Source organism: Ottowia sp. (genome assembly GCF_035325765.1).
Classification (GTDB): domain Bacteria; phylum Pseudomonadota; class Gammaproteobacteria; order Burkholderiales; family Burkholderiaceae_C; genus Ottowia.
Window position 1 is genome coordinate 86,082 of the sequence record NZ_DAOKZG010000002.1, and the last position, 17,224, is coordinate 103,305.

The 17,224-nt window shown below is 71.9% G+C and carries 13 protein-coding genes and 1 pseudogene; 4 read left to right on the plus strand and 10 right to left on the minus strand.

What is annotated here, in order from left to right; all coding sequences use genetic code 11:
* Window positions 1–173: 173 nt before the first annotated feature.
* The 5 genes from PKA16_RS01305 to queA form a co-directional block, all read right to left on the minus strand.
* Window positions 174–1,025: a hypothetical protein gene (locus PKA16_RS01305; protein ID WP_324399612.1), complete on the minus strand. Its 852-nt coding sequence runs from the start codon at window positions 1,023–1,025 to the stop codon at window positions 174–176.
* A gap of 473 nt (window positions 1,026–1,498) precedes the next feature.
* Window positions 1,499–2,473, minus strand: a complete 975-nt coding sequence (locus tag PKA16_RS01310; protein WP_324399614.1) for a nitronate monooxygenase family protein — start codon at window positions 2,471–2,473, stop codon at window positions 1,499–1,501.
* A gap of 46 nt (window positions 2,474–2,519) precedes the next feature.
* Window positions 2,520–3,482 carry a hypothetical protein gene (locus tag PKA16_RS01315; protein WP_324399616.1) on the minus strand — a complete coding sequence of 321 codons (963 nt, stop codon included), beginning with the start codon at window positions 3,480–3,482 and terminating at the stop codon, window positions 2,520–2,522.
* A 97-nt stretch (window positions 3,483–3,579) separates the two neighbouring features.
* Window positions 3,580–4,752, minus strand: coding sequence for a tRNA guanosine(34) transglycosylase Tgt (tgt, locus tag PKA16_RS01320; protein WP_324399617.1), 1,173 nt, complete (start codon window positions 4,750–4,752; stop codon window positions 3,580–3,582).
* Window positions 4,746–5,801 (minus strand): tRNA preQ1(34) S-adenosylmethionine ribosyltransferase-isomerase QueA, encoded by a 1,056-nt coding sequence (gene queA / locus PKA16_RS01325; protein WP_324399619.1) that lies wholly within the window; start codon window positions 5,799–5,801, stop codon window positions 4,746–4,748. Before queA ends, tgt begins: the two co-directional genes overlap by 7 nt.
* Window positions 5,802–5,854: 53 nt before the next feature.
* Here queA and recG point away from each other — a divergent pair, with 53 nt between their 5' ends.
* The 4 genes from recG to ubiA all read left to right on the plus strand — a co-directional run bounded on the left by recG (window position 5,855) and on the right by ubiA (window position 11,165).
* A complete protein-coding gene (recG, locus tag PKA16_RS01330; RefSeq protein WP_324399621.1) occupies window positions 5,855–8,029 on the plus strand; it encodes an ATP-dependent DNA helicase RecG in 2,175 nt (724 codons plus the stop codon).
* A gap of 149 nt (window positions 8,030–8,178) precedes the next feature.
* Window positions 8,179–8,841, plus strand: coding sequence for a hypothetical protein (locus PKA16_RS01335; RefSeq protein ID WP_324399623.1), 663 nt, complete (start codon window positions 8,179–8,181; stop codon window positions 8,839–8,841).
* A gap of 372 nt (window positions 8,842–9,213) precedes the next feature.
* On the plus strand, window positions 9,214–10,161 hold the full coding sequence (locus PKA16_RS01340; RefSeq protein WP_324399626.1) for a LysR substrate-binding domain-containing protein: 948 nt from the start codon (window positions 9,214–9,216) through the stop codon (window positions 10,159–10,161).
* Window positions 10,162–10,262: 101 nt separating this feature from the next.
* Window positions 10,263–11,165 carry a 4-hydroxybenzoate octaprenyltransferase gene (gene ubiA / locus PKA16_RS01345; protein ID WP_324399628.1) on the plus strand — a complete coding sequence of 301 codons (903 nt, stop codon included), beginning with the start codon at window positions 10,263–10,265 and terminating at the stop codon, window positions 11,163–11,165.
* Window positions 11,166–11,186: 21 nt separating this feature from the next.
* Here ubiA and fdhD read toward each other — a convergent pair.
* The 5 genes and pseudogenes from fdhD to PKA16_RS01370 all read right to left on the minus strand — a co-directional run bounded on the left by fdhD (window position 11,187) and on the right by PKA16_RS01370 (window position 17,133).
* Window positions 11,187–12,008 (minus strand): annotated as a pseudogene (fdhD, locus tag PKA16_RS01350) (formate dehydrogenase accessory sulfurtransferase FdhD).
* A gap of 16 nt (window positions 12,009–12,024) precedes the next feature.
* A complete protein-coding gene (locus PKA16_RS01355) occupies window positions 12,025–12,285 on the minus strand; it encodes a formate dehydrogenase subunit delta (RefSeq protein WP_324399629.1) in 261 nt (86 codons plus the stop codon).
* Window positions 12,282–15,146 carry a formate dehydrogenase subunit alpha gene (gene fdhF / locus PKA16_RS01360; protein WP_324399631.1) on the minus strand — a complete coding sequence of 955 codons (2,865 nt, stop codon included), beginning with the start codon at window positions 15,144–15,146 and terminating at the stop codon, window positions 12,282–12,284. The genes PKA16_RS01355 and fdhF overlap by 4 nt, the downstream gene beginning before the upstream one ends.
* Window positions 15,143–16,678 carry an NADH-ubiquinone oxidoreductase-F iron-sulfur binding region domain-containing protein gene (locus PKA16_RS01365; protein WP_324399633.1) on the minus strand — a complete coding sequence of 512 codons (1,536 nt, stop codon included), beginning with the start codon at window positions 16,676–16,678 and terminating at the stop codon, window positions 15,143–15,145. The genes fdhF and PKA16_RS01365 overlap by 4 nt, the downstream gene beginning before the upstream one ends.
* Entirely contained in the window at window positions 16,675–17,133 is a 459-nt protein-coding gene (locus PKA16_RS01370; protein WP_324399635.1) for an NAD(P)H-dependent oxidoreductase subunit E, read from the minus strand. The genes PKA16_RS01365 and PKA16_RS01370 overlap by 4 nt, the downstream gene beginning before the upstream one ends.
* Window positions 17,134–17,224 lie beyond the last annotated feature (91 nt).

Genomic DNA, 17,224 nt, shown 5'->3' on the forward strand with positions numbered 1-17,224 from the left:
TTGCCGCCACGCGCCGGGGGCACCTGCGCGCGTGTCCCGGGATGCCGGCGCGCAACCGGCGAAGGATCGGGCCCGTCGTTTCGACGCGCCGGGCCAGCGGCAGGTCGCTGCCCAGTGCGCGCGCCACGGCGGCCTGCAGGCCCCGGGAGCGCTTCCGCAGCGCCCGTGGCTCCTCAGGATTGCGGGCCCCTGGCCGGGACCACGAGCCACAGCTCGAAGTGGCAGCGTCGCAGGCTGGTCGAATTCTCATAACCCTCGACGTACTTCGGCTCCAGCCGACCCAGGCCGGACTGGGCGAGTGCGGCGGCGGCGGCGTCCACCCCCTGCTGTTCGCCGCGCCGGAAATAGCGCAGGTCGGTCTTCCGGGGCATCCGGGCTGCGGGCACCGCCTCGTGCGGCGGCACGTCGAAGCCGGCTGCCAGCAGGCTGCCGGTCGCGGCCTGGAGCAGCTGCATCGCGTCGCCCGACGCGATGTGCGGGACGACGCGCCGCTCGCCGGGTGGACAGGCCTGGGCCTGCGCTTCCTGGGCCGCGCCTGCGGAGGCCTGTGCGCCATCGGGCCGCAGCACGAAGCCCACGGGCGTCACGCGCATGACCGGGTGGGCACGTTCGGCCTGCCGGAGATCGAGGCGCCGGGGGGTGGTCGGGTGTTCCAGCGCCCTCGGGTCGCTGGCCCGTGCCGTGCGGTGCGGCAACCGGTCGAAATTGTGTTCGGCGTAGGCCGCAGGCAACCGGACCGGCCCCACGGCCCTGCGCGCAGCCTGCTCCGGCCTGCCGCGTGCCGGTTCGGCCGCGCCAGTGCCGCGGCAGGCCCACCACGCGGCGCCGACGGCAATCGCGAACAGCACCGCCATCCGCCAGCGCTGGCGCCGTGCCGCGGCGCGCGCGGCTGCCGTCGCCGCCGGGCGGTTCAGGGTGTCTTCATCGCGTTCGATGGGTGTGCACGGCGTGCGGCACGCCGAATCTGCGCGCCGGCTGTGTGATCGGCTGCGGCCGATGCCGAGGACGAAGCGGTGCAGCACCATCACGACCCTCCTGCCGGGCGGGCAAGCCGGTGGTCGGAGCGATGCCGGTGCTGCCCGCGATCTGCCGCAAGAATGCCTGAATCGGGGCCAAAAAGCGAGCCCATCGCGCCAGCCTCGCGGGCGCCGGACGTGCTTCGCTGCGTGCTTGTGTGGCGAGGGCGGTGCTGGCGGGTGTGCATCGCACGCTCACTCAGCCGGTTGGCTGCTGTGGCCGCGAGGGATCCGCCAGCAGGGCTGCCTCGAACGCATGACGATCGGCACGACGGGCTTCATCGGGCCTGGCGCAAGCCCATGGTGCCCGGACCCGGAGACGAATGCGCGCTGATCGGGACGCGTGCTGGAGATCGAGCTGCCGGACCAGTGGCAGGCGCGGGTGGTGGAACGCGAGCGCCTGCCGATCCACCAGCGTTGAGGGGTGCCTGGTCGCCGTCGGCGCAGGCACGCCGAGGCTGCGGCCGCAGGGTGGCCGCGGCTCAGCGCAGCAGGCCGGCCAGCCGCTCGGTGATCAGCGACTCGGCCTCGGCCATGATGCGGTCGATCAGGTCCTTGACGGTGGGGATGTCGTGGATCAGGCCGACCACCATGCCGCAGCTGAAGGCGCCGGCGTCCATGTCGCCCTCCTTCATGATGCGGGGGTAGACGCCGGCGACCTCGTCGATGATGTCCTCGAAGCGGATCTTGTCGCCCAGGCGCTTTTCCTTGTCGATGATGCGCTGCACGGCGGGGTTGTTCAGCACGCGCTCGGTGTTGCGCAGCGGGCGCAGGATCAGGCGCGTGTCGAGTTCGCTCGCGTCCAGGATCGCCTGCTTGACGTTCGGGTGCACCGGCGCCTCCTGGGTGGCGATGAAGCGCGTGCCCATGTTCATGCCTTCGGCGCCAAGCGCCAGGGCGGCCACCAGCGAGCGGCCGTCGGCCATGCCGCCGGAGGCGATGAAGGGGATCTTGAGCTCCTCGGCGGCGCGCGGCAGCAGGATGAAGTTGGGCACGTCGTCCTCGCCCGGGTGGCCGCCGCACTCGAAGCCGTCGACGCTGACCGCGTCGCAGCCGATGCTCTGCGCCTTGAGCGCGTGGCGCACCGAGGTGCACTTGTGGATCACCTTGATGCCGTGCTCGTGCATCAGCGGCATCCACTGCTGCGGGTTGTTGCCGGCGGTCTCGACGATCTTCACGCCGCCCTCGACGATGGCGCGGATGTAGCCCGGGTAGTCCGGCGAGGTGACCATGGGCAGGAAGGTGAGATTGACGCCGAAGGGCTTGTCGGTCAGCTCGCGGCAGCGCGCGATCTCGCGCGCCAGCAGTTCGGGCGTCTTCTGCGTCAGGCCCGTGATCAGGCCCAGCCCGCCGGCGTTGGAGACGGCGGCAGCCAGTTCGGCAAAGCCGACGTAGTGCATGCCACCCTGGACAATGGGGTGTTCGATGCCGAACAGTTCGGTGATGCGGGTCTTCACGTGCGGTATCTCCGTGCGTTGGGGTCGGGAAGGAATCGGGCGGCGGTCAAGAGGCCAGGCCCAGTGCGTGCGCCTCGCGCTCATAGTCGGGATACGAGGCCTTCAGCGTGGCGTGGTTCAGGATCATCTCGGCCACCAGCGTGTGCGTGCCGGCCTCGAACACCTGGGTGCGGATCCAGATCGATTCGGTGCGCGCGCTCTCGCTGAGCGCGATGATCTCACGCTCCAGCACATACGGCTGGCCGACGAACAGCGGGCCGTTGACCAGGCGGATCTGCTGGCCGGCAAACAGGCCCACGGCCGGGCCGCGGCCCTTCAGGCCGTGCGCGTCGCTCGATCCCAGCAGCACGCTGATCATCTCGATCGGGATGATGGCGCGCCCCCAGGGCGAGCCGGCACCGCCCGCGCGCGTGTACCAGGGCGAGGGCTCGGTGATCGCCTCCAGCTTGTCGGCCAGCGTGAACGGGTAGTAGGGGCCCATGGGCTGGTCGAAGTCCATGGTCACCGTTTCGGGCGCCGCGCCGCGCTGGCCGACCTTCAGGTCGCGGTTGATCACCAGGCCCGTGGCGGGTCGCAGCCGCGCGATGCGCTGTTCGAGCTCGTGCGCGCCGGCCGGGACTTCGCCGATCGACACGCTGCCGGTGAGCACCGGCGTGCCGTCGCGTTTTTCGGCCCAGATGCGCGCCACCGCCGCGCCCTCGGCCGGCGCCTGCACGAAGGCGCGCACTTCCTCGCCTTCGACCACCATGTTCTGGTAGTGGGCGCTGATGCAGCCGCGCTCGAACCAGAGGCGGCCGAACAGCCCGGCCAGCAGCGGATCGAACTGGCTGAAGTGCGTCGGCCCCTCGATCGGCCCGGCGCGCAGGCCCAGCCCGGCGGCGGTGGCGTCGTCGTGGATCGACTTGTGGCCGCCGTAGGTCTGCTCGGCCAACATCTGGCGCGGCGCGCGCAGCGGACCGCAGAGCGCGGGGACGGGGAAGTCGGGAAAGGCGGCGGTGGATTCGGCCATGGGCTGCGCTGGGTGGAGGACGAGAGCTGCCAAGGATAGCCGCACGCCCGGCGCGCCCGAGTCACCGGCCCGACACACGGGCAACCGGCGTCCGCCGTCAGACGCCGCGCGCCCGTTCCGCGGCAAAGCGCAGGCGAAACGCGCTGAACGCGCCGGCGTCCAGTGCCGCGCGCAGCTCCTGCATCAGGTTCAGGTAGTAGTGCAGGTTGTGGATGCTCGCCAGCATCGGCGCCAGCATCTCGCCGCAGCGCTCCAGGTGGTGCAGGTAGGCGCGCGAGAAGCCGTCGCGTCCGCCGTCCTGCCAGGCGACGCCCGACTCGCCGGCGCAGGCGTGGCAGGTGCAGCTCTCGTCGATGGGGCGCGGGTCGGTCCTGTGGCGCGCGTTGCGGATCTTCAGGTCGCCGAAACGCGTGAACAGGTGGCCGTTGCGCGCGTTGCGCGTGGGCATGACGCAGTCGAACAGGTCCACGCCGTGCGCCACGCCATACACCAGGTCCTCGGGTGTGCCCACGCCCATCAGGTAGCGCGGCTTGTGCGCCGGCAGGCGGTGCGGCGTGTGCGCCGTGATGCGCAGCATGTCTTCCTTGGGCTCGCCCACGCTGACGCCGCCGATGGCGTAGCCGGGCAAGTCCATCTCGACCAGGCGCGCCAGCGATTCCTCGCGCAGGTGCTCGAACATGCCGCCCTGCACGATGCCGAACAGTGCATTGGGGTTGGCGAGGCGGGAAAACTCTTCCTGGCTGCGCCGCGCCCAGCGCAGGCTCATCTCCATGCTGGCGCGCGCTTCCTGCTCGGTGGTGACGTGGCCGCGCGTCTCGTAGGGCGTGCACTCGTCCAACTGCATCACGATGTCGCTGTTCAGCACGGTCTGGATCTGCATGCTGACCTCGGGCGACATGAACAGCCGGTCGCCGTTGACCGGGCTCTGGAAGTGCACGCCTTCCTCGGTGATCCTGCGCATCTCGCCCAGCGACCAGACCTGGAACCCGCCCGAGTCGGTCAGGATCGGCGCTTGCCACTGCTCGAAGCCGTGCAGGCCGCCAAAGGCGCGCAGCACGTCCAGACCCGGGCGCATCCACAGGTGGAAGGTGTTGCCCAGGATGATCTGCGCGCCCATCTCGCGCAGGCTGCGCGGCAACACGCCCTTGACGCTGCCGTAGGTGCCGACCGGCATGAATATCGGCGTCTCGACGACGCCATGGTTCAGCGTCAGGCGCCCGCGCCGGGCGTACGAATCCGGGTCCTGGCCAAGCAGCTCGAATTTCAGCATGGGCGCGATTCTCGACCATCGGCGCGCGCCAGCAGCATGGCGTCGCCGTAGCTGAAGAAGCGGTAGCGCTCGGCCACGGCGTGGCGGTACAGCGCCATTACGTGGGCGTGGCCGGCGAAGGCGCTGACGAGCATCATCAGCGTGCTGCGCGGCAGATGGAAGTTGGTGAGCAGCAGGTCCACCACGCGGAAGTCGAAGCCGGGCGTGATGAAGATGTCGGTGTCGCCCTCGGCGGCGCCGGTGGCGGCCCAGCTTTCCAGCGTGCGCACGGTGGTGGTGCCGACCGCCAGCACGCGGCCGCCGCGCGCGCGGCAGGCGGCGATGGCCGCCAGGGTCTCGGGCGGGATGCGGTAGCGCTCGCGGTGCATCACGTGCTCGGCCAGGTTCTCGGTCTTGACCGGCTCGAAGGTGCCGGCGCCCACGTGCAGGGTCACGGCCGTGCGCTCGATGCCGCGGTCCTCAAGCGCGGCCAGCACGCCGGCGTCGAAGTGCAGGGCCGCCGTGGGCGCGGCGACGGCGCCGGGGTGGCGCGCGAACACGGTCTGGTAGCGCGCCTCGTCCTCGGTGCTGTCCGGGTGCGTGATGTAGGGCGGCAGCGGCACGTGGCCGTGCGTGGCCATGAGCGCATGGGCATCGCCCGACAGGCGCAGGTGGAACAGCGCGCCCTGGGCGTCGGGCCAGCGCCCCAGCAGCTCGGCCGTGAAGCCGCCGTCCATCAGCAGCCGGGTGCCCGGGGCGGGCTTCTTGCTGGCGCGCAGGTGCGCTGCCACCGTGCCGTCGGCCAGCACGCGCTCCACCAGCAGCTCGACCTGGCCGCCGGTCGGCTTGCGGCCGAACAGGCGCGCCTTGACCACCTGGGTGTCGTTGAACACCAGCAGGTCGCCCGGCTGCAGCAGCGCCGGCAGCTCGCGAAAGCGGCGGTCGACCGGCGCGGCGGCGCGGCCGTCGAGCAGGCGCGCGTCGCTGCGCGTGGGCGCGGGGTGCTGGGCGATGAGTTCGGGCGGCAGCGCGAAGTCGAAGTCGCGCGTCGCGTAGACCGGTGCGGGCATGCTTGAGGGCCGGACGGACCCGTGCCAAGTGAAGGGGAAGGCAGAATTGTCCCATGCCCGCCGCCGAGGCCTCCGCCGCCAAGCCGCTGTCTGCTCCGCAGAAGGCGCTGCGCAAGCTCGGCCTGGTGCGCCCCATCGACCTGGCGCTGCACCTGCCGCTGCGCTACGAGGACGAGACGCGTCTCGTGCCGCTGGCCGAGGCGGCGCGCCTGATCGATGATGCGCCGGTGCAGTTCGAAGCCACGGTGGTGCAGCAGGAGGTGGCGTATCGGCCGCGCCGCCAGCTGCTGGTCACGGTGCAGGACGGCGACGCGACCTGCCTGCTGCGCTTCTTCAATTTCTATCCGTCGCAGCTGAAGCAGATGGCCGTCGGCGCGCGCCTGCGCCTGCGCGGCGAACTGCGCGGCGGCTTTGGCGGCCTGACCATGATGCACCCCGCCGTGCGCCCGGCCGGGGAGCCGCTGGCGCAGGCACTCACGCCGGTCTATCCTGCCACTGCGGGGCTGGCGCAAGGCTACCTGCGCAAGGCGGTGCTGGCGGGCCTGGCCCAGGCCGACCTGAGGGCGACCATCCCCGACGCGCTGCTCGCGCCCCTCGAAGCCCTGCGCGACTGGGATCTGCGCCGCGCGCTCGCCTTCCTGCACCAGCCCAGCCCCGACGTGTCGCTGGCCGAACTCGAGGACCACAGCCATCCGGCCTGGCAGCGCCTGAAGGCCGAGGAGTTGCTGGCGCAGCAGCTGTCGCAGGCGCGGGCGCGCGTCGAGCGCGCGCATCTGCATGCACCCGCGCTGCGCGCCGCGCGCGATGGCCTGCCTGCTGCACTGCTGGCGGCGCTGCCGTTTGCGCTCACGCGGGCGCAGCAGCGCGTGGGCGAGGAGATCGCGCGCGACCTGGCCGGCGAGCGGCCGATGCATCGCCTGCTGCAGGGCGACGTCGGCAGCGGCAAGACCGTGGTGGCGGCGCTGGCCGCCTGCGTCGCCATCGACGCTGGCTGGCAGTGCGCGCTCATGGCGCCGACCGAGATCCTGGCCGAGCAGCACTTCACCCGCCTGGTCGACTGGCTGGCGCCGCTGCTGGCGCCGCGCGGCCGGTGCGTGGCCTGGCTCACCGGCAGCCAGAAGAAGAAGGAACGCGGCGAGATGCTGGCGGCGATCGAGGGCGGCACGGCGGCACTGGTGATCGGCACCCATGCCGTGATCCAGCGCGAGGTGCGCTTTGCCCGCCTGGGCCTGGCCATCATCGACGAGCAGCACCGCTTTGGCGTGCAGCAGCGCCTGGATTTGCGCAGCAAGCTCTCGGGGGAGCGCATCGCCGCCGGGCCGTCCCAAGGCGATGCAGCCCCCTCGGGGGGCAGCGATCCGCGCAGCGGAGGAGCCTGGGGGCAGTCCGTCTTGGAGCCGCACCTGCTGATGATGAGCGCCACGCCGATCCCGCGCACGCTGGCAATGGGCTATTACGCCGACCTCGATGTCTCGACGCTGGATGAGCTGCCACCCGGTCGCACGCCCGTGGTCACCAAGCTGCTGGCCGGGCATCGGCGCGCCGAGCTGGTGGCGCGCGTGCGGGCCTGGGTGGCGCAGGGCCGTCAGGCCTACTGGGTGTGTCCACTGGTGGAGGAAAGCGAGGCGCTCGACCTGTCCAATGCCACCGCCATGCACGCCGAGCTGGCGGCGGCGCTGCCCGGCTACGCGGTCGGCCTGCTGCACGCGCGCATGGCACCGGCCGAGAAGAAGGCGGTGATGGCCGAATTCGCCGCCGGCCGCATGGCGCTGCTGGTGGCGACCACGGTGATCGAGGTCGGCGTCGACGTGCCCAACGCCAGCCTGATGGTGATCGAGCATGCCGAGCGCTTTGGCCTGTCGCAGTTGCACCAGCTGCGCGGCCGCGTGGGGCGCGGCGCGGCGGCCTCGGCCTGCGTGCTGCTATACGGCGCGCCCGAAGGCGGGCGCCTGGGCGAGACTGCGCGCGCGCGCCTGAGGGCGATGCTCGAGACCAACGACGGCTTCGAGATCGCGCGCCGCGACCTGGAGATTCGCGGTCCCGGCGAGTTTCTCGGCGCGCGCCAGAGCGGTGCGGCGCTGCTGCGCTTTGCCGATCTCGAGACCGATGCGCCACTGCTGCAATGGGCGCGTGCGGCGGCGCCGCGCCTGCTCGCCGAGCATCCGGAACTGGCCGCGCGCCACCTCGACCGCTGGCTGGGCGCGCGCACCGATTACCTGAAAGCCTGAAGCGGCACCCCGTCGCGTGTCCGGGCTTCGCCGCCATGCTGCGCGGAGAGGCTACTTATACGACGATTCCAGTACGTGCGCCGGGGTCGATGGATTCTCGGGCGTTCCAGAATTTGCGCGTGAAAGCACTTCGCGAGAAGGAGACCGAAATGAGACTCACAACTCTTGCATTCGCGGCCGCGCTGGCGCTCGGACTGGCCGGCTGTTCGACCCCCGGGACGACGCAGGCGCCTGCTGCGCCGGCGACCACGGCCAGCGCCACGGCCCAGACCGCGCCCAAGCTGCATGCCGCCATGCGCTCGCTGTGGCATGGCCACATCGTCGCCACGCGCGACTACGCGCTGGCGGTGCACGCCGGCAAGTCGGCCAATGCGCAACAGGCCGAGGCTGCGGCCATCGACAACGCCAAGCAGATCGCCAGCGCCGTGGCCGGCTTCTACGGGCAGGCCGGCGGCGACGGCATCCTGAAGCTGCTCGGTGGCCACTGGGGCGGCGTCAAGGCCCTGACGCTCGCGGCGCAGGGCAGTAACGCCGCCGCCGAGCAGAAGGCGATGGACAACCTGGCGGTCAACGCGGGGCAGATCGCCAAGTTCCTGGCCGGCGCCAATCCAGCCAACTGGACCGAAAGCGCGCTGGACGGCGCGTTGCTGATGCACGTGGGCGACCACAAGCAGCAGGTCGACGCCATGATGGCCAACGCCCCGGCGGCGCAGCAGGCCCAGCTGTGGACGGACATGCAGCACCACATGGACATGATCGCTGACGCACTGTCCGATGGCATCGCCAAGCAGTTCCCGGCCAAGGTGAGCTGATCGCGCCGGGCCGGCGGCGTCCGGTCGCCGGCACTGCGCAAGCGGCCAGGCAACTGGCCGCTTTTTTTCGCCCGCCGTTCCCTTTGCCGGTGCACCCGCGTATCCTTGCCGGGTCATGGCTCGACACCTGCCCCGATCCCCCGCGCATCCGAGCGGTGCGCGCCGTGCCCGCGGCGGCGCAATGGCGCACGATCGTTGCCGCGCCATCGCAGCGTGCCGCCAGCGGGGCCTCGGCATCACCCCGATCGAGCCGAAGTCGATCGTCGCCGTGATCGTGCGCAGGCCAGGGCGAGGGGCCCGGCGAAGCGGGGATCGACCCCGGAGCGCGATCGTCGCGACGCCATTGTGGCTTGTGTGTGACGGGGCCCCGGCATGACGCTGACGGAATTGAAATACATCGTGGCCGTCGCCCGGGAAAAGCACTTCGGCAAGGCCGCCGAGGCCTGCTTCGTTTCGCAGCCGACGCTGTCCGTGGCCGTGAAGAAGCTGGAGGAGGAGCTTGACGTCAAGCTGTTCGAGCGCGGCAGCGGCGAGATCACGGTGACGCCGCTCGGCGCGGAGATCATTCGCCAGGCGCAAAGCGTGCTGGAGCAGGCGGCCGAGATCAAGGAAATCGCCAGGCGCGGCCAGGACCCCCTGAGCGGGCCGCTCAAGCTCGGCGTGATCTACACCATCGGCCCCTACCTGCTGCCCGAGCTGGTGCGCCGCAACATCGAGCACACACCACAGATGCCGCTGATGCTGCAGGAAAACTTCACCGTGCGCCTGCTGGAGATGCTGCGCACCGGCGAGATCGATTGCGCCATCCTGGCCGAGCCGTTCCCGGAAACCGGGCTCGCGATCGCGCCGCTGTACGACGAGCCCTTCATGGCGGCGGTGCCGGTCGGACATCCGCTGGCACAGCAGGAATCGGTGACCTCGCCGCAGTTGCAGGGCGAGACCATGCTGCTGCTCGGCAGTGGCCACTGCTTTCGCGACCACGTGCTGCAGGTGTGCCCCGAGTTCGCGCGCTTCGCCAGCCGTGCCGAGGGCATCCGCCGCAGCTTCGAGGGTTCGTCGTTGGAAACCATCAAGCACATGGTGGCCGCCGGCATGGGCGTGACCCTGGTGCCGGCGCTGGCGGTGCCGGCGCCGGACCTGCGCGGCACCGATGCCTTCCTGCGCTACCTGCCGGTGATCGACGAATCGCCCGATGCCGTGCCGCCGACGCGCCGCGTGGTGCTGACCTGGCGACGCAGTTTCACGCGCCACGAGGCGATCGCGGCGCTGCGGCGCGTGGTCGAGATCTGCGAACTGCCCGGCGTGACGCGCCTGTCGTGAACGGCGGCCTGGCGTCGGGCGCGCGCACGTGCCGCCCGGCTTTGGACCACAATCAGCCACTTGAACCCGCCTGGCTCGCGTCGCGACACGACCCGCACCGCATGAATTCCGTTGCTGCTCCCGCACCTGCGCCCGCTCCCGCGCCGAATCCGCGCGGCCGGCTGGCGCTCTACCTCGACCTGATCCGCTGGAATCGCCCGGCTGGCTGGCTGGTGCTGCTGTGGCCGACGCTGTCGGCGCTGTGGCTGGCCTCCGGCGGCTTTCCGGGCTGGCACCTGCTGGCGGTGTTCGTCGCCGGCACCATCCTGATGCGCTCGGCCGGCTGCTGCGTGAACGACGTCGCCGATCGCGAATTCGACCGCCACGTCAAGCGCACGGCGCAGCGCCCGGTGACGACCGGCGAGCTCGGCGTGGGCGAGGCGCTGGCGGTGGGTGGGGTGCTCGCCGCGCTTGCCTTTGCGCTGGTGCTGACCACCAGCGAGAGCGCGATCTTCTGGTCGTTTCCGGCGCTGGCGATCGCCATCATCTACCCGTTCGCCAAGCGCTGGGTGTCGATGCCGCAGGCCGTGCTGGGCGTGGCCTTCAGCTTTGGCATCCCGATGGCCTTCGCGGCGGCGCAGAACCAGGTCCCGCTGGAAGCCTGGCTGCTGCTGGCGGGCAACCTGTTCTGGGTGCTGGCCTACGACACCGAGTACGCCATGGTTGATCGCGACGACGACCTGAAGATCGGCATCCAGACCTCGGCCATCACGCTCGGGCGCTGGGATGTGGCCGCCGTGATGGGCTTTTATGTCGCCTATCTGGCGATCTGGCTCTGGCGCGCGGCGGCGCAGGCGCCATCGGCCGTCCTCTACCTGGCCTTCGCCGCAGCCGCGGGACAGGCCGTGTGGCACTACACGCTGATCCGCCAGCGCACGCGTGCCGGCTGCTTCACCGCCTTCAGCCAGAACCACTGGCTGGGCGCCACGGTGTTTGCAGGCATCGTGCTCGGGTTCGCGCTCTGAAGCGGGGGCCCGGGGTCAGCATCACGCCGGCCCGTCCCAGTCGATGCGCGCGGTGCCGCTGTAGACATTGAAGCGACGCGCGCGCATGAAGCCGACCAGGGTGATGCCGTAGCGCCGCGCCAGCTCGATGGCCTGGCTGCTGGGCGCCGAGATCGCGCACACCACGGGCACGCGTGCCTGCACCGCCTTTTGCAGCAGCTCGTGGCTCGCGCGCCCGGACAGCACCAGGACCTGCCCGCGCCAGGGCAGTTGCCCCTGCAGCAGCGCCTGGCCGACCAGCTTGTCGAGCGCGTTGTGGCGCCCGACGTCCTCGCGCAGTGCCAGCAGTCCGCCGCCGGCGGCGAACAGGCCGGCCGCGTGGAGGCCGCCGGTGGCGTCGAAGCCGCGCTGCGCGGCGCGCAACTAGCCGGGCAGCCCGAGCAGCCAGTCGGGCCGCACCCGCAGTTCATCGGCGATCGCCGATTCGTCCGCCAGCGGCGGCAGGGCCCGTCGGCCGCACACGCCGCAGGCGCTGGTCATGAGCCCGCTGCGCTGCAGGCGCGGCAGGCGCTCGCGGGCTTCGGCGCGCAGCAGCACGCGCAGTACATCCGGGTCGCTGGCGGCGTGCCGCAGGGCGACGATGTCGGCCGCGGCCCGCACCACGCCCTCGCCGTGCAGCAGGCCGGCGGCCAGTTCATCGTCGTGGCCGGGCGTGCGCATGGTGACCAGCGGCGGCGCGCCGGCGATGTGGATCTCCAGCGCCCGCTCCACCGCCACCCGGTCGCTGCCGTCCTGCCGGCCGGCCGCGCCCCAGGCGGCGACGGGGGCCGCGGCGTGCGATGCCTGGCTCGAGCGGTCCTGCATGCCGGGGCGTGGCGGTTCAGTCCCCGGCTTGCGCGTCGCGGCGCAGGCTGGCGACGGCCTTGCGCACCAGCGGATGCAGGGGCTCGTCCGGCAGGCGCGCCAGGCGCAGTCGGATGCGCGGATCCCAGTACCTGCGGATGTGCTGCTCCACGCCTTCCTCGGCGCGCGGCGCCGGGTAGGCCGCGAAGTAGGCGGCGATCTGGTTCGCCTGGTGGATGAGGCGGCGGTCCGTCGCGGATGGAGCGGCCGGGTCGGGCAGCAGCGGGTCGGTGCTCATGGCGTGGCGTCGGCGGCGGCCGGGCGGATGCGCTGCTGGCGCTGGCGGCGCCGGGCTTCCTCGCGCTGCCAGCCGGAGGCCGCGTGCGCGGGCATGACCTCGACCGCCGTGACCTTGTATTCCGGGCATTCGGTGGCCCAGTCGGCGAATTCGGTCGTCACCACGTTGGTCGCGGTCTCGGGGAAGTGGAAGGTGGTGTAGACCACGCCCGGCATGACGCGCTCGGTGAGCTGCGCGCGCAGCGTGGTCTGCCCGACGCGCGAGGCCAGCGAGACCCGGCTGCCATCGGCGATGCCGCGCACCTCGGCATCCGAGGGGTGGATCTCCAGCACGTCCTCGCCGTGCCACTGCACGTTGGGCGTGCGCCGCGTCTGCGGGCCGGCGTTGTACTGCGACAGGATGCGCCCGGTGGTCAGCAGCAGCGGGAACTTGCGGCTGGCGCGCTCCTCGGTCGCCACGTAGGGCGTGAGCATGAAGCGGCCCAGGCCGAGCACGATGCGCCCGACGTGCATCACCGGCGTGCCCTCGGGCTGCTCCTCGTTGCAGGGCCATTGCACGCTGCCCAGGGCATCCAGCTTGTCGAAGCTGACGCCGGCGAAGCTGGGCGTGGTGCGCGCGATCTCGTCCATGATCTCGCTCGCGTGGCCGTAGTCCATGGGATAGCCCATGGCCTGGGCCAGCATCTGCGTCACCTCCCAGTCGGCATGGCCGCCGGGCGCGGCCTGGATCCGGCGCACGCGGTTGATGCGGCGCTCGCCGTTGGTGAAGGTGCCGTCCTTCTCGAGGAAGGTGGCGCCGGGCAGGAACACGTGCGCATAGCGTGCGGTCTCGTTCAGGAACAGGTCCTGCACGATGACGCAGTCCATGGCCTGCAGGCCGGCGGCGACGTGCTGGATGTTGGGGTCGGACTGCAGGATGTCCTCGCCCTGCACGTAGAGCACCTTGAAGCTGCCTTCCACCGCGGCGTCGATCATGTTCGGGATGCGCAGGCCGGGCTCGGGGTCCAGGCGCACCTGCCACTCGTTCTCGTAGATGCCGCGCACGGCGTCGATGCCGACGTGGCGGTAGCCGGGGAACTCGTGCGGGAAGGAGCCCATGTCGCACGAGCCCTGCACGTTGTTCTGGCCGCGCAGCGGGTTCATGCCGACGCCGGGGCGCCCCAGGTTGCCGGTGGCCATGCACAGGTTGGCCATGGCCATGACGGTGGTCGAGCCCTGGCTGTGCTCGGTCACGCCGAGGCCGAAGTACATCGCCGCGTTGCCGCCGCTGGCGTAGAGGCGCGCCGCGGCCCGCACGCGGTCGGCCGGCACGCCGGTGTAGTCGGCCGTGGCCTCGGGGCTGTGCGCGGGCTGCAGGATGAATTCGCGCCAGGCGCGGTAGTCCTCCCGGTCGCAGTGCCGGGCGATGTAGTCGTGGTTCTCCAGGCCCTCGTCCAGCACCACGTGGGCGAGCGCGTTCATCAGCGCCACGTTGGTGCCGGGGCGCAGTTGCAGGTGGTACGCGGCGGCCACGTGCGGGCTGCGCACCAGGTCGATGGCGCGCGGGTCGATGACGACCAGGCGCATGCCGGCGCGCATGCGCTGCTTGATGCGCGAGCCGAACACCGGGTGCGCGTCGGTGGGGTTGGCGCCGATCAGCAGCGCCACGTCGCAGTGGTCGATGGAGTCGAAGTCCTGCGTGCCGGCCGAGGTGCCCAGGGTGACGTTCATGCCGTAGCCGGTGGGCGAATGGCAGACGCGCCCGCAGGTGTCCACGTTGTTCGTGCCGAGCACGGCGCGCGCGAACTTCTGCATCAGGTAGGTTTCCTCGTTGGTGCAGCGCGAGGAGGTGATCACGCCCAGCGCGCCCGGCCCGTGCCGGTCCAGGGCCTGGCGCATGCGCTGTACCGCGAAGTCGATCGCCTCCGGCCAGTCGACCTCGCGCCAGGGCTGGTCGACCTGCTCGCGCACCATGGGCCGGGTGATGCGATCCGGGTGATTCACGTAGCCCCAGGCAAAGCGGCCCTTGACGCAGGAATGGCCGTGGTTGGCCTTGCCGGTGCGCGAGGGCACCATGCGCACCACCTGCTCGCCCTTCAGCTCGACGTCGAACGTGCAGCCGACGCCGCAATAGGCACAGGTGGTCTGGACGACGCGCTCGGGCAGGCCGGCGGCGACGAGCGACTTCTCCACCAGCGCCTCGGTCGGGCAGGCCTGCACGCAGGCGCCGCAGGAGACGCATTCGGACGACATGAAGTCGTCGGCGTCGGTGCCGGCAATGATCACCGAGGCGAAGCCGCGCCCGTCCACGGTCAGGGCGAACGTGCCCTGGATGTCGTCGCAGGCGCGGATGCAGCGCGAGCACAGGATGCAGCGCGTGGGGTCGAAGTCGAAGTAGGGGTTGGAGCGGTCGATCGCCAGCTGCGCGTGGCTGCGGCCCCCGTTGCCGTAGCGGTTCCCGGTCACGCCCAGCTCGCGCGCCAGCCGCAGCAGCTCGTCGTCGCCGCAGCCATCGGCGCCCGCCTCGGCCAGGCGGCTCGTGCCGGGGTGGTCGGACAGGTAGAGCTCGACCACGCCGCGGCGGATCTGCTGCAGCTTGTCGGACCGGGTGCGCACCTGCATGCCGTCCGCCACGGGCGTGGTGCACGAGGCCGGGTAGCCGCGTCGGCCCTCGATCTCGACCAGGCACAGGCGGCAGGAGCCGAAGGGCTCGAGCCGGTCGCTGGCGCACAGGCGCGGGATGCGCGTGCCGGCCTCGGAGGCGGCGCGCATCACCGACGTGCCCTCGGGCACAGTGACGGCCTGGCCGTCGATGGACAGCGTCACCGGGCGCGTGCCCGCGCTGCGCGGGGTGCCGTGGTCGATCGGGCCAAGCGTGCTCATGCCGGTGTCCTCGTCTGGCCGCTGAAGTCTTCCGGGAAGCGGTCCAGCGCCGACAGCACCGGATACGGCGCCATGCCGCCGTGACCGCACAGCGAGCCGTGGATCATGGTGTCGCACAGTTCGCGCAGCAGGGCGATGTTGGCCTCGCGCTGCTCGCCGGCGACGATGCGGTCGATCACCTCCTGCCCGCGCACCGAGCCCACGCGGCAGGGCGTGCACTTGCCGCAGGATTCGAGGTCGCAGAACTCCATGGCGAAGCGCGCCTGCTGCGCCATGTCGACGCTGTCGTCGAACGCCACCACGCCGCCGTGGCCCAGCATGCCGCCGGCCTCGGCCAGCTCCTCGTAGCCCAGCGGCGTGTCCAGCTGCGCGCGCGCAAGGTAGGCGCCCAGCGGGCCGCCGACCTGCACCGCGCGCACCGGCCGCCCGCTCTGCGTGCCGCCGCCCAGCTCGTCGATCACGTGCGCCAGCGTGACGCCAAACGGCAGCTCGTAGAGCCCCGGGCGCCGCACGTTGCCCGACAGTTGCAGCGTCAGCGTGCCGCGCGAGCGGTTCAGTCCCAGGCCCTGGTAGTGCCCGGCCCCATGCGCCAGGATGGCCGGCACGGTGGCCAGGGTGATCACGTTGTTGACCAGGGTCGGTCGGCCCATGAAGCCGCGGCTGGACGGCAGCGGCGGCTTGAAGCGCACCTGGCCGCGCCGGCCCTCCAGCGACTCCAGCAACGCGGTCTCCTCGCCCGCGATGTAGGCGCCGGCGCCGATGCGCAGCTCGACGTCGAAGGCCCAATCCGAATCCAGCACGCGCGGCCCGAGCAGGCCGTGCCGGCGCGCCACCTCCAGCGCCTGCTCCAGGCTGCGCCGCGCGTCCGGGTATTCCGAGCGCAGGTAGATGAAGCCCTGGCTGGCCCCCGTGGCATGGCCGGCGATCGCCATGCCCTCCAGCAGGCACAGCGGGTCGCCCTCCATCAGCATGCGGTCGGCAAAGGTGCCCGAGTCGCCCTCGTCGGCGTTGCACACGACGACCTTGGCGCGCCCCGGCGCGTCGTGCACCGCCTGCCACTTGGTGCCGGCCGGAAAGCCCGCGCCGCCGCGGCCGCGCAGGCCCGATTGCGCTACGGTGTCGACCACGGCCTGCGGTGCCATGGCCAGCGCGCGCCGCAGGCCGGCCGTGCCGCCATGCGCCCGGTAATCGCTCCAGTCGCCCGGCGCCACCACGCCGCAGCGCGCAAAGGTGATGCGGCGCTGCCCTTGCGCATGCAGCAGCTCGTCCACCGGGCCGACGCACAGCGGATGCGTATACGGGTTCCCGCTCGCCAGGGCTCGCGCCACGGCGGCCGCATCGGCCTCCGCCAGCGGGCCGAAGCCGACACGGCGCCCGTCCAGTTCGACCTCGAGCAGGGGCTCCAGCCAGTAGAGGCCACGCGAGCCCGTCCGCACCATGCGGGCCTCGGGCAGCGCGGCCTGCAGGGCCGCGGCCACCGCGTCGGCGCCGACCGAGCGCGCCGCGCTGTCCTGCGCGACGAACAGCTTCATGCCGCTGCCTCCGCCACCAGCGCCCGCACGCGCTCGGCGCTCATGCGCCCCAGGGTGCGGCCGTCCAGCTGCGCCGAGGGGCCGCAGGCGCAGTTGCCCAGGCACAGCACGGGTTCCAGCGCCAGTTGTCCGGGCGCCACGCCGGCCAGCGCCTGCTCGGCCGCGGCCCAGAGCGCGCGCCCGCCCTGGGCCTGGCAGGCCTCGGCCCGGCAGACGCGCAGGATGTGGCGCGCCGGCGGCCGGCGCCGGAAGTCGTCGTAGAAGCTGACCACGCCGAACACCTCGGCGCGCGTCAGCTTGAGTGCCTGCGCGATGGCGCGGATGGCCGGCTCGGAGATGTGGCCCAGGCGCGCCTGCACCGCGTGCAGGATGGGCAGCAGCGCGCCTTCCTGCCCGGCGTGGCGGGCACAGATCTCGCGCACCGTGGCCTCCAGCGCGCTGGCGTCTTCGCTCATTCGGGGCTCCTCCGTCGGGCCGGTCGTCGCGGGGGCGGCCGCCGCCCCGCCGCTCGCGCCACTATCGCATGCCGCCCGCGCGCTGTCGAGG